The 13,668-nt window shown below is 43.6% G+C and carries 7 protein-coding genes; all 7 read right to left on the bottom strand.

Annotated features, from left to right (window positions below; genetic code table 11):
- Positions 1-51: 51 nt before the first annotated feature.
- Positions 52-786: an alpha/beta hydrolase gene (locus tag BA81_RS15810; protein WP_034283617.1), complete on the bottom strand. Its 735-nt coding sequence runs from the start codon at positions 784-786 to the stop codon at positions 52-54.
- A gap of 94 nt (positions 787-880) precedes the next feature.
- The gene (locus BA81_RS15805) at positions 881-1,846 is read right to left on the bottom strand and encodes an iron-hydroxamate ABC transporter substrate-binding protein (protein ID WP_034283615.1); all 966 of its coding nucleotides are present in this window, start codon (positions 1,844-1,846) and stop codon (positions 881-883) included.
- 98 nt (positions 1,847-1,944) lie between these two features.
- The gene (locus BA81_RS15800; RefSeq protein ID WP_034283614.1) at positions 1,945-3,570 is read right to left on the bottom strand and encodes a helix-turn-helix domain-containing protein; all 1,626 of its coding nucleotides are present in this window, start codon (positions 3,568-3,570) and stop codon (positions 1,945-1,947) included.
- 123 nt (positions 3,571-3,693) lie between these two features.
- Complete coding sequence (locus tag BA81_RS15795) at positions 3,694-3,921, bottom strand: MbtH family protein (RefSeq protein ID WP_025093680.1); 228 nt, start codon at positions 3,919-3,921, stop codon at positions 3,694-3,696.
- A 20-nt stretch (positions 3,922-3,941) separates the two neighbouring features.
- Positions 3,942-11,090, bottom strand: a complete 7,149-nt coding sequence (locus BA81_RS15790) for an amino acid adenylation domain-containing protein (RefSeq protein WP_034283612.1) — start codon at positions 11,088-11,090, stop codon at positions 3,942-3,944.
- 15 nt (positions 11,091-11,105) lie between these two features.
- A complete protein-coding gene (locus BA81_RS15785) occupies positions 11,106-12,014 on the bottom strand; it encodes an isochorismatase family protein (protein WP_034283611.1) in 909 nt (302 codons plus the stop codon).
- A gap of 18 nt (positions 12,015-12,032) precedes the next feature.
- On the bottom strand, positions 12,033-13,652 hold the full coding sequence (locus tag BA81_RS15780) for a (2,3-dihydroxybenzoyl)adenylate synthase (RefSeq protein WP_034283610.1): 1,620 nt from the start codon (positions 13,650-13,652) through the stop codon (positions 12,033-12,035).
- Positions 13,653-13,668: the final 16 nt, after the last annotated feature.

The raw sequence follows: 13,668 nt of genomic DNA, 5'->3' as shown, positions 1-13,668 counted from the left end.
ATCTATACGTTCCAATATATCATATCGGCTTTGTGCCATGCTGATAAAAAATTAGCGTTCTCTTTGATAAAACCACTTTAGGGCCGATAAGAAATTTTTTTGAAATTGTTTCAGATGATGGCCCTCCCCTTGTTCGATGTGATATTGCAGCTGCCTTTCTTGCATCCCTTTCTGTAATAAAAGGTCATGTAGTTGTTTGTTGAATAAAGGCATGTGCTGTTGAGCAGATGTTTTGCCTTTCCCTTCTTCACTGCCTACAGACAAATAAATAAAGTGATCCACACACTGAATGCTTTGTTGTTTAGCAAACGGTAGAAAATCTTGATACCAAAATGACCCGGAGATCGATGCGATGTTTTTAAAAAGATCAGGGTGCATGAATAAAGTATAAATAGCAAACAGCCCGCCTAATGAAGCACCTACGTGGCTATGTTCATGACAGGTCTCTTGAACTGGATATTCTCTTTTGATATATGGGAGTAAGTCATTCGCTAAAAATGACACATACGTCTGTGCCTCACCTTTAAAGTCAGGAAACCCAGATCGCAGTGATGACGCCTTCCATGGTGTATATTCGTCAAGTCGATTGAATGGGTGTATGCCGACAATGATGATTGGTGAGATGGTTTTGGTTTCGATCATTCTTTCGATCTCTAGCAGGTGTGTTCTAAACAAAGAAGAGCCATCTTGTACAAAGACAGCTGGAACATCAATAGAGGTGTCCTGTGGGAGGTAAATATCAAGCTGACGCCCATTAAACTCATCATATAGAAACGTTCCGTTCATGTGTATCCTCTCCTAAAGGTTTTCAACTGCGTTGAAAAGAAGACAAAGGGCTAAACAATTTAGCCCTTTGTCAAAAATCTGATCACGCATCTGTTTAGTTGTTTTGATCTAACCATTTGACAGCCTTATCAAGGAAGGTTGTTTTGCTTAGTGCTGTTCCTCCTTGAAGCATAGGATCAACGGCATTTTCATTGATGTGCCCATTTTTCACAGCTTTTAGGCTTGTCCAAATTTTATTTTTCTCTAAGTCCTTCAATGCATTTGGATTCGAGGAGTTTTCCTCTTTAGAGAACTGAACAAAAATATAGTCAGGATTGAGTTCGCCTAGGCGCTCCAATGAAATCAATGCTTGTGCTTTGGCTTTTTTGATATCACTTGGTGCTGTAAATCCTAAGTCCCCATATAAGGTAGAGTTGAAGTATACGTCTTCAGGGTAAACGTACAGGTCGCCCTGTCTAATGCGCAAAATGACAGCTGTTTTGTTGCTGCTTTTGTCTTTCAGGGTTTCTTTCGCTTGTTTGAGATCTTTCTGATAATCAGAAATGATGTTTTTCGCTTCTTTACTTTTTCCAGTCAGTTCACCGAGTAATAATAGATTGCTTTCCCAGTCAGAAGAGACATGGGATACTGGGATCGTCGTTTGGACTTTATCCAATTTTTTAATTGTTGCAGGCGGGAACTTGGTTGATCCGAGTATGACATCTGGTTTTAGTTTTAGGATTTTTTCCAGGTTCGGTTCTGTTTTTTCACCGATACCTTCTGTTTTCGCTGTAATGTCTTTAAATAATTCAGGGAATGTGCCGCCTACAGTAGAAGCACCAATAGGCTCGATACCAAGTAATTTTGCATCTTCCATTGATTCAAGGCTTCCAGCAATGACAATTCGTTTCACTGGTGTTTTGAGTTTGTACGTTTGATCTAAGTAGTTGATATTTGTTTCTGCTGTTTCAGCTGACTTGCTTTTGGTCGTGTTTGAAGCAGGTTTATTTTCTGCAGCACCACAGGCTGCTGCGGTGATCGTCATGATACAAAGGATAAGCAATGCGAACCATTTTTTCATTTGTTTTCTCCTTTAACTGATAATTGTTCTCAATTAAAGATTGTAGTAGTCTTTTGTCCTTTTATCCATAGACAATGATCTGTCAAATGATGGACTTTTTACGGAAAAAAAGATAAAAGGTCCTGAATGACTCGTTGATGACTGGCTGCTGTGTATTCACGCCAAGGGTCAGACGTAAGTGGATAGACGGCTTGCTGCGTCACAGCCTTGAGATTTTGCCAAGACTCCTGCTGCTTTAACTTTTGATAAAAAGCAATGGTTTTTGGCTCCTTATGCAGGAAGAGGAAGATGGCGTCTGGATCTAGCTGTTGTATAGAGCGAATGCTGATTTTCTTTTCTATTAGCTGGCCGTCATTCTGAAAAGCTGGCAGAAGGCCAATATCTTGAAAAATTACTTCTGACATGGTGCGATTCACAGACAAATAGAGCTGATCTTGAAAGATACGAAGAGGCAGGACGGTTTTTGGTGGATGATCAAAAAGGCATGCCTTTTTCGCTTGAATGACGAGTTCCTCGTAATGAATCAGCCATTCTTCTGCTTCGTTCGCTTCATTTAGGAACGTAGCTGTTTGTTTGAATTGAGTGCGCCAATCTAATTGTGTGAATGGAACAAAGTGAACAGGACAGATGGTTTTTAACACTTGTTTTTCTTCCTCTGTCACATGATCATTGGCAATGATCAGCTCAGGTTTTGTTTCTTTTAATAGCTGTAAATTGGCTTCAGCGTGCTCGTTGATCCGATGTGCACTCAGGTGAATCGGAATTTCTTCTGCATGATGCTCAAAATCATGTGCTGTCCACTTAGGGTGAAGAGGGGCAGCATATGGGATGATATGAATGGGTGTGAGCTGGCCGAGTATGGAATGGCCATAGGCTGCAATTTTCCGCTGACGGCTTTTCATATAAGTTGAAGGGGTCATGCCCGTTTTTTTCTTAAAGATGCGGCTGAAGTAATACGGATCTTGATAGCCGATTTCCAGTGCAATGTCTTTGAGCTTTGCGTTGCCTTTTGCCATTAATTGTTTGGCTCTAGCCATCCTTTTCTTGGTGATATAATCAGTGACACTCACATCAAAATGCTTTTTAAATAGCTCACTGTAATGATTGGCGCTGATGCCAGCCATATGAGATAGACTTGTCAGGCTGAGGGGTTCTTCGGAATGTTGATCGATATATTGTTTTGTTTTGAAAAGGGCATGTGCCGTGTCACAAATATCTTCTTTATGCAGTGTGAAAAGCTGCATAATGAGCTGCTGAAAAAGAGTTTGGCTTCTAAAAAAGCTAATGGATTCAGGTCTTTGCCATTCCTCTGTCATATCGGACAATAAAGAATGAATATGTTCAATCGAGCTAATATCGATAAATTGCCATTTATTCAGTAAGAAACGGGCATGTTCCGTTGATACTTCTCCTATGTTTTGATTTTGCAGCGTGTAGAGCTGAAAGCGAAACAGATAGAGCTCGTGTTTTTGATAAGGCTCTGTTTTTAACATAAATGTTTCCCCAGGCATGATTGTATAGAGTGTCAGATGTTTCAATCGCCATTTTTGATCGTTCAATGTGAGTAAACCGCTGCCGCTTATGCTGAAGAGGAGGCAGAATGTATCTGATAGCTGCTGCTCTGTATGTGGAAGCTCTGCATTATTTATTTTTTCAGTATATGTTAATCGGTAGATGAATTGTTCGGCATTTGCCAATGTACGTAATTGATTGTTGTTTCCCATAAAACCACCTGATCTCTTATTGATTGATAAACATTCTCAATTAAATTGTAGCAGAAAGAGCTGAAAGATGGTGATGTTTATTCTGTCAAAAAAGCACCCTGATGGAGATCAGGGTGCGGTGATTTATTCCGTTTTTCCATGTGCTAGCGCAGGTTCTTTTGTTAAGCTTAATGGCCGCAAGTCCTGCCAGTGTGTCTGGATATAATCGATGCAGGCATTTCTAGTGTCTTCACCAAAGACCTTTTCCCATCCATCTGGCACTGGTGCAAATGATGGCCAAAGTGAATGCTGTCCTTGTTCATTGACCAGCACAAGAAATACACCGTCTTCACGATCAAAGGGATTTGTCATTTGTCATCTCTCCTTTATTCTTAGTGCTTTTGTTTGACCCGATGCAGTGCGTTGTCTAAGATGACACCAATTTCTGCTAGGGGTTTAGGCTGGCACATGTCTTTGTGCCGGCAATGAATGTCGTGCTGTTCAATAGTTCCGTTGATATAAGGTGCCCATGCTTCGGGATCAATTGGTGTAAACCAATCTGGGATAATGGTAGATCTAAAGAATAATATGTCCCCCTGATAAGTTTTTGGCTGATATTCTCCAAGCAATCGAACTGAATTCACATAGGTTTCTTTTAGATTTCTAATGGCATCTTCATTTAAGCTAGCTAGTGCACTGCCATCTTTTTTCAAGATATCGATGGCACTTTTCATTGTGAGCGGTTCACCTGTTAAGGTATCTGGATCATAACCGCCAAGCGCAAGAAGAGCGATTAGTGCTTCTTCTTCATCAGGTGCTGCTTTAATCGGTAAGAAATGGTTTGGATAGGCATCCAGCATCGCAACGAGTGCGATTTCTTCACCTTGCTGCTGGAGCTGTGTAGCCATTGCCTGTACAACGTTTCCGCCTAGTGACCAGCCAAGAAGATGATAAGGGCCTTTTGGCTGAATCGTTTGGATGTGCTTGATGTAATCCGCAGCCATATCATCTAGTGTGTGCGGGTAGTCATCTTTTCTTGCGATTCCTCGTGCCTGTAATCCATAAATAGGGATGTCTTTTTCTAATGTATTCAAGAGACCTGCATAGCACCAGCTAAGACCACCTGCCGGGTGAACACAAAAGAGAGGATATCTTTCTCCATTTGTTCGCAGTGGCAGCAGGATTTCTAGTGCGTTTTCATCGCTTCCTGTTTCTAGTTTCTCTGCCAAACTTGCCACATTTGGTGCTTCAAACAACGTTCCGATGCTTAGTTTGACACCAAGTGCATCACGAATGCGGCTGATTAAACGAACCGCAAGTAAGGAATGCCCGCCAATGTCAAAAAAGCGATCGTCTATGCTGATTTTAGGTAAATCAAGCACCTCTTCAAAGAGATGACATAGGATTTCCTCTTTCGGGTTTCTTGGGCCGCGGCCATCTGCTTGCTGTATATGCAATTGAGGTGCTGGCAGTGATTTTTGATCAAGCTTCCCGTTTGCTGTAAGCGGCATGGTGTCAATTTGTACATATGCCGCGGGAACCATGTAATCAGGAAGACTGGCTGCTGCAAAATGACGAAGGGTTTCAGTATCGAAACGGTCTTCTTCAGTTGTGACGATATAGGCGACTAAGCGTTTGTCGCCAGGCTGATCCTCTCGCATCATGACGGCAACTTGTGCAACTGCATCGTGGCGTGCCAGAACGGCTTCAATTTCTCCAAGTTCAATGCGAAATCCGCGTATTTTAATTTGATGATCAGCTCTGCCAATGTAATCAAGATCCCCTTCTTCTGTCCAGCGCGCAAGGTCGCCTGTACGATACATCCTTGTGCCAGGTGCTCCATAAGGATCGGCAGGGAATCGATCTGATGTCAGGTCAGGTCTGCCTAGATAACCTCTTGCAAGGCCAGCTCCAGCTACATACATTTCACCTGTCGTCCCAGGGGGAACAGGCTGTAGGTATTCATCTAGTACGTACACGTGTAAATCAGGAATCGGTTCGCCTATTAAACTGCTGGAGTTCTTTGTGATCATCTCTCGATTGAGTACATTATACGTAACGTGAACGGTGGTTTCTGTAATGCCGTACATGTTGATTAGCTTTGGCTTACAGTCTGAGTGACGGCTGTACCAATCTTCTAATCTGCTAAGCTCTAATGCTTCACCTCCAAAGATGACATAGCGGAGTGATAATGCTTGACCAAGTGTTTGTTGTTCCTTGTCTATCTGCATGAGCTGATAGAAGGCAGAAGGTGTTTGATTAAGTACAGTCACACCTTCCTCAACTAGAAGCTGCAGCATCTCTTCTGGAGAGCGAGAGATGGTATGAGATACAATGACAAGTCGGCCGCCATATAAAAGTGGTCCCCAAATTTCCCATACTGAAAAGTCAAAGGCATATGAATGGAACATTGTCCAAACGTCTTCTTCATCAAAATGGAACCAATGTTCAGTAGATGTTAGAAGACGGATGACATTTTGGTGTGGGATGACCACTCCTTTTGGTTTCCCTGTAGAACCGGATGTATAAATAATATAGGCCGGATGCAGAGAAGATAGCGGCTTAATTCTGTCTATATCAGCCGGATTGTGATTTGGCGTAGTCAGCAATTGATCGCTCGTTTCCTTTTCGTCTAACAAAATCAAATCGCAATCAGCAGGGAGGTGCATTGCATCTGCTTTTGTTGTGATGCTGCAAACGGGTTTGGCATCTTGTATCATGTATGCCAGCCTGTCTGCTGGATAATCAGGATCAAGCGGAACATAGGCTGCGCCTGCTTTATGAACGGCTAATAAGCTTATGAGCATATCGATTGATCTAGGCAGGGCAAGTGCAACGAACTGTTCTGGTCCAACGCCTCTTTCTATTAATAAATGAGCAAGACGATTGGCTTTGTTGTTTAACTCACCATAGGTCAGCTGCCTCTTGCCATCCGTTACTGCGACTCGATCAGGAGATTGCTGCGCCGTTTTTTCAAATAAAGCCGAGAGACTATGTGCTTGGTCTAACTGAGCAATTGTCTTTTTGTCAGGGAGAAATGTTTGCCGCTCTTTATCTGATAAAATGTTCACTTGACCAATCGGCAGATGCGGGCGCTCAGCTACCTCTGTTAAAAAGCGCTTCATTCTGTCAGCGATTGCTCGAATGGTGCTTTGTTTAAATACATCTGTGCTGAATTCAAACAATCCTGTTAATCCCGCTGCTGACCCAGTTTCCGTTCTTTGTTCTGCCAATTCGATGGTCAGATCAAATTTAGCTGACCCTACTGGTTTCACGTAAAGATCTGAGTCAAGTTGTGTCAGCTTCATTTCTGCCTTCGGTGTATTTTGGAAGGCTAGCATGACCTGGAACAATGGATTTCTTGATCTGGACCGGGTTGGGTTTAGGATTTCAACTAGCCGTTCAAATGGCAGATCCTGATGCTCATAGGCTGCTAGGTCAACGTCTCGCACTCGCTTCAATAGCTCACTAAAGGTTGGATTACCAGCTGTATTTGTACGTAATACTAGTGTGTTCACAAACAAGCCCACAATATCGTCAAGTGCATCGTCATTCCGTCCAGCAATTGGACTGCCGATTGGGATATCTGTACCGGCCCCAATGCGTGTCAGTAATGCTGCAAGTGATGCTTGAAGCACCATGAACAAACTCACTTGATGCTGCTTTGCAAGCTCAAGGAGGTTCTGATGTAAAGCGGGTTCAATCGTAAAGTCTATCGTCGCACCGTTGAAGCTTCCTTCCTGTGGACGCGGGAAGTCATAAGGCAGTTCAAGTTCTTCAGGCAGGTCATGTAAGGCATCTTTCCAATAGCTGAGCTGCTTGGCAAATAGACTATCCGCCTTTTCTTCACTGCCCAACAGCTTCTGCTGCCAAATAGCATAGTCAGCATATTGAACAGGTTCTGCTGGCAAGGAGATGGATTTTCCTTGTATACGGGCTTCGTAAGCAGCAGCTAAGTCTCGCGTCAATGGTGCAAGTGACCAGCCGTCACCAGCGATGTGATGCAGCAATAGAAGCAGTACGGATCGGTTTGCATCAAGCGTGAATAATTCAGCTCGAAGTGCAGGTTCTTCTTCAATCTGAAAGCTATAGCGAATGGCTTCGTTTAACTGATTCTCAATTTGTTGATCGCTTGAAGCTGTGACATGGAGTTCAGGCTGAACACTTTTCGGGTGTAAAATGACCTGTCTTGGCATGCCGTTCTTATCTGGAAAAATGGTTCTAAGGGTTTCGTGTTTTTCAGTGATATCTGCCAGTGCACCAATGAGAGCTGTTTGATCCAGTGTACCTGTCAGCTGAATGACAAGTGGAATATTGTAAGTTGGACTTGGCCCTTCAAGGCAATGAAGGAACCAGAGCCGTTTTTGGGCAAAGGATAATGGAATTTCATCTGGTTTGTCTTCAACCTGAAGCGGCGGCCGAATGTCCTTCGCTTTGTCAATGTGCTGCGCAAGCTCAGCAACTCGAGGTGATTCAAAAATGGTACTCATACTTAGGTCTGCACCAAGTGTATCGCGTATACGTCGAAGCAGGCGAGCGGCGAGTAAGGAATGTCCTCCTAAGTCAAAGAAACTATCATCTATGCCAATTTGAGATAGGCCAAGGGTTTCTGCAAATAAACTACATAACATGTCTTCTTGTGGTGTTCTAGGTGTACGCTCAGAACTAACTAAAGACATATTTGGTGCTGGTAATGCTTTGCGGTCGATTTTGCCGTTTGGTGTAAGTGGAAGTTCTGGCAAAACGACAACAGCAGAGGGCACCATGTAGTCAGGAAGTAATGCAGCCGCAAACTGCCTGAGCTCTGAAGGGTGCAGAGAAGACCCGTCTGTCAGCACAACATACGCACAAAGCAGCTGCTGCCCAGGTTGATCCTCACGAACGATAACAGATGTATGCTTTATGGCTTGATGCTGCATCATCACTGTTTCAATTTCACCTAGTTCAATACGGAAGCCGCGGATTTTAATTTGATGATCGGCACGGCTGATATAATCAATTGAACCATCTTCACGCCATCTGGCTAAATCACCAGTACGATACATTCTCGTGCCTTTTGTGCCGAATGGATCAGCGACAAAGCGTTCAGCCGTTAAATCATATCGCCCAAGATATCCTCTGGATACTCCTTCACCTGCAATATAAAGCTCACCGATTGATCCTGCTGGGACTGGGTTTAGTCCTTCATCTAAAATGTAAATGCTCGTATTCCAAATGGGTTTACCAATTGCCGGTCCACTATTTTCTCGATGTGCTGTGACATTTTCCATCGTAGACCAGATCGTCGTTTCTGTAGGTCCGTACAAATTAGTAATGTCACATTGAAGAGATTGCAATGTGTGCAAAAGGGAGGCAGGGAGAGCTTCACCTCCAACAAGAACACGCATACCTGTGATCACATCAGGGTATTCATCTGCCAACGCATGCCACAACGTTGGTGTTGCCTGCATGATTGTGACATGATGAGAACGAATCATGTCTGAAAGCTTTGCTGGTTCTTGTATGGTTTCTTTTTTTGCCAATAAAATAGCAGCCCCATGTAAAAGCGGTAGGAACATTTCCAGCCCAGAAATATCAAAGGCAATGGTTGTTACCGCTAAAAGCTGGTCTTTTTGATCTAATAAAAATGAATCTTGCATGGACAATATAAAGTTGATCACATTTCGTTTTGTTACAACAACACCCTTTGGTTTGCCTGTCGATCCTGATGTGTAGAGGATGTAAGCTGGGTGATGTGGAGAGCCCTCGCTCCAAGCCGGATTGATGTGCGGACTGTCTGCTATCTCCTGATGAACAGTTGAATCATCCAGCTGAACGATGTGCGGATGGTTCAAACCGTCTGCTGTCTCTTTAATTGTGAGCAAGCACGCCGGTTTGGCATCTTCTAGCATATAGGCGACACGATCGTTAGGATAATCAGGGTCTAGTGGCAGATATGCGGCTCCCGTTTTGACGACGGCTAATAGACTTACGACCATATTGATGGACCGAGGCAGAGCAATTGCGACAAATTGTTCTGGTCCAATGTCATGTTTTTTCAAATAATGAGCTAATTGATTAGCCCGCTGATTCAACTCCTCATAGGTCAAAGTAATTCCTTCAAACTGTAATGCTTTTGCTTGTGGTGTTTTGCTCACCTGTTTTTCAAATAGTTCCCGTAAAGATTCCCTTGGTAATTCTCGTTTTGTATCATTCCAGTGCTTGAGGATGTTCTCTTTCTCTTCAGACAAAAGAAGGTTGAATTGACTGATCGTTTGATCTTGCTCTAGTCCGGTTATTTCCTCCAGCAATTGAAGAAAACGCTGCTGATGAGCGTCAACTGCTTGCTCTTTGTATACGGCAGGGTTTGCATCAAAGTCGATTTGAAATCCGTTCCCATCCGCGCGGTCGTATATGTTGATCGATATATCATCCACGGGTCCTGCTGAGAGGTTATGTGCTTGACCCATGCTCTGATCGAACATGAGATCATAATCAAATGGCATGATATTGATCTGCGGGCCAAATAATCGCTGATTTCTTCCGATAAGTTTAAAGTCTCTCCGCATGTCCTCGTGGCGATATCTTTGATGAGGGCGAATGGCTTTTAGTTCATCAGATACTTGGCGAACAAGTGCTGATAGCGTCATTTCTGGTTTGCATGTTAAACGAAGCGGTACCAGGTTCATGACCATTCCGGGTGTTTGTAAGGCGCACGATCCAAGGCGCATCATCACAGGTAATCCTAAAACAATATCATGTGCACCAGTCATACGATGCATATATAAAGCGGATGCAGCAAGGATCATTTCATGCCACGTACCACCGAAGGCTTGAGCATTTTTTTTCATTTTGCTTACCTTTTCTGCATCGTAGCCAGCCGTTTTTCGGATAAAATGATCCGACGTTCTTGGGGCAAGCTCAGCAAGGCTGACAACTTCAGGTTGATCAGCAAAGCGATTTTTCCAAAACGCTTGATCATCTTCATATCGATTAGACTGTTGATAGGTGAGCTCCTCTTGGACTACGTCATGTAAGGATCCAAATGTTTGAGGGGGCATAGGTGTCCCATTCGATAGGGCTGAATAGACCTCAGCAACACGACGCGCAATGAGCGAAAAGGCGAATCCATCAATGGCAATGTGATGAATGCGCTGATACCAAATAAATCGGTCGTCAGCAAGCTGAAAAAGTACTTCACGGAATAATACATCTTTCTCTAAAGAGACTGGTGTTGAAAGATCGGCTTTCATCCATGCTTTAGCCGCATCAAGAGGCTGTTTTTCATTTTGTAAATTAACATATTGAAATGGAATCTCTTTCTTAGATGTCATCCATTGCTTTGGACCGTCAGTATCCTCAACGAATTGCATATACAAGGAATCTGCTTCTAAGACAGTCTTTCTAATGGCTGCTTCAAATTGTATGGGATCAATAGGACCTTTAATCTCTATATACTCAGCTGTATTGAAAATAGGATTAGCTGGATCAAGCTGCTGCGCGTACCAAATGCCTGATTGGGCACCGGTTAGCGGGAATGAATCGACTGACTGGATCGACAAGGGTCTATACCTCCTTTACAAGTAATCGATATTTGGGATAGATGGCTGCTTTTCTGGGAAAAGAAGAGTCCGCCAATGAGCGAGCGTTGGATTTGCTGCAAGCTCAACGAAATTGACTGTCGCTCCTTGCTGCCTCCACTTTTCCGCTAGGCTCATCATTCTAATAGAATCAAGCCCAAGGTAGACGAGATTCTCATCAAGTGGTATTTCATTTGGCTCGATTTGGAGATACTCAGCTACTTGGTGAACGATGGCCTCAAAGGATAAATCATCACTGTTTGGTTCTTGTCCTGTTAAACGACTGATGATTTGGTTTGTCGTTGTGGTGACTGCACAGCGTTCAGCTGCATAGGTCATGGCCATTTTGTGATGTTTCAGTGAAAAGTCAGCGACGGCATCGGCGACAAAAAAGGTTTCAATATCGAGCATGAATGCTTCTGCGGCTGTCAGCATACAGCCAATATGTGCATATACGCCAGTAATGATTAGTTGATCACGCCCGCCTTCTTGAAGGATATCCAAAAAATTAGATTTCTTGAATGCGCTATAACGCCATTTTGTCAGCATTGTATCTGCCTCAGATGGAGCAAGCTGATCAATGATTTTTGTCAATGCTTCATCATCACCAAGTCCAGGTCCCCAAAAATCTGTTAATAAGGCACGATCCTTCGGGTCTTGGTCACCAGGTTGCGCTGTATAGACGACGGGGATTCCAAGTTCATTGCATGTATTACGTAATTGTTCAATATGCTGAACTAACTCTGTGATCGGTGATGTATCTTGTTGAAATGCATTTAAAAAATATTGCTGCATGTCATGTATCAGCAGAACAGCACGTTTCGGATCTGGTATCCAGTTCACTTTATTTTCGGGTAAATCTTGTGTGCTTGGCATTGGATATGCAGGAATAGTAGGGATTGCCATGGTTTTCACTCCTCTTTTTTATACGTTGGCAGTATGGGTTGCAGCTAATTCTCTTAATGCTTTTTTACTGACTTTGCCTACACCTGTTTGCGGGAACGCATCGATCCATTCAATGCGGTCGGGAATTTTAAAGGCTGCGAGCCCGCGTTCTCTTAGAAATGATTTTAAGACGTGCGGTGCTGGTTTGTTGTTTCCTTTCGCGATAACAAAGGCACATGAGCGTTCGCCAAGAAATGGATCGGGCATAGACACCATGGCGGCATCATGAATGTCAGGATGCGCAAGTAAATGGTTTTCAACTTCTTCAGCGGCAACTTTTTCGCCGCCACGATTGATTTGATCCTTGTCTCTGCCTTCTACAACAACATTTCCTTCTTTGGTTATTCGCACGATGTCACCTGTTCTGTAAAAGCCATCGGGTGTAAATGCTTTTTTGTTTTGTTCATCGGCTTTATAGTAGCCGCGAATCGTATAAGGTCCTCTTGTTAAAAGATGTCCAGCCACTTCATGCGGGACGGGCTTGTCCTCATCATCTACCACTAGTACCTCATCATATTCAGACATTGGGCGTCCTTGTGTATGAATAATGACATGTTCAGGATCATCTAATCTGGTATAGTTGACCAGACCTTCTGCCATGCCAAAAACTTGCTGTAACTTACATCCAAGTGTAGGCATCACTCGTTTTGCTGCCTCAGCACTGAATTTAGCACCACCGACTTGTAAGACTTCAAGACTCGATAAGTCATCTGACCGATGAGGAGCGGCCTCTAGCCAAATCAATGCGATAGGTGGAACGACAGCGGTAATGGTCGCCCGTTCTTTTTCAATGAGTGGAAAGACGACATCAGGGCTTGATCCAGGTGCAAGAACGACTCTTCCGCCTGCGTATAACGTCCCAAGGACGCCAGGCGAGCTTAATGGATAGTTGTGCGCAACCGGAAGTGCAGCTAGATACTCACTATCTTGTGTGAGCTCGCACACCTCATTGCTTTTCCAAAGACTATAAATATAGTCATCATGCGTGCGAGGAATAAGCTTTGAAAGGCCTGTGCTGCCTCCAGATAACTGAAGAAATGCAATATCGCTTGCCTCTACATGAATTTGGGGATCAAGTGCTGGGTCCTTGCGCAGATCATCCAAGTCAAGGAATTCCTCAGCTTCCCCTGCAACAATGACATGAGGTAATGAGGGAAGCTTTTCTTTCACTTGACGTGCGAGTGATCGATAATCAAAGCCGCCATCGATATCTGGTATGACATATGCGTCTGCTTCGGCAAACTCAATAAAATAAGTGATTTCACTGCTTCTATGAGATGGCAGCGAGAAGACGGGTAAAGCACCGATTCGAAATAAAGCGAAAATGACTTCAAAAAAAGCAGGAATGTTAGGAAGCTGTACGACAACTCGACTTCCTTTCTGAATTCCAAGCTGATGAAAACCGGCAGCAAGACTGCTGACGCGCTGATCAAGTTCTTGGTAGCTTATGTGCGTATCAGCGTATGTAATGGCTGTTTTATTTCCTAGCGATGCGGCGCGTTCACGAAGCATACCGCCAAAGGTTTCCCCACGCCAACAGCCGTTTTCACGGTAGCGTTTTGCAAATTCTTCTGGCCATGTAGGTGGTTGAACAAACATGTTTTTGTCATCTCCT

It is taken from the genome of Bacillus safensis FO-36b, assembly GCF_000691165.1.
GTDB lineage: Bacteria > Bacillota > Bacilli > Bacillales > Bacillaceae > Bacillus > Bacillus safensis.
The sequence above is the reverse complement of the archived record's forward strand: the minus strand, read 5'-3'. Positions and strand labels throughout refer to the sequence as shown.

Coding starts and splice junctions, on each gene's coding strand:
- BA81_RS15800 (WP_034283614.1), bottom strand. CDS start 3,570: ATGGGAAACAACAATCAATTACGTACATTGGCAAATGCCGAACAATTC.
- BA81_RS15780 (WP_034283610.1), bottom strand. CDS start 13,652: ATGTTTGTTCAACCACCTACATGGCCAGAAGAATTTGCAAAACGCTAC.
- BA81_RS15805 (WP_034283615.1), bottom strand. CDS start 1,846: ATGAAAAAATGGTTCGCATTGCTTATCCTTTGTATCATGACGATCACC.
- BA81_RS15795 (WP_025093680.1), bottom strand. CDS start 3,921: ATGACAAATCCCTTTGATCGTGAAGACGGTGTATTTCTTGTGCTGGTC.
- BA81_RS15810 (WP_034283617.1), bottom strand. CDS start 786: ATGAACGGAACGTTTCTATATGATGAGTTTAATGGGCGTCAGCTTGAT.
- BA81_RS15785 (WP_034283611.1), bottom strand. CDS start 12,014: ATGGCAATCCCTACTATTCCTGCATATCCAATGCCAAGCACACAAGAT.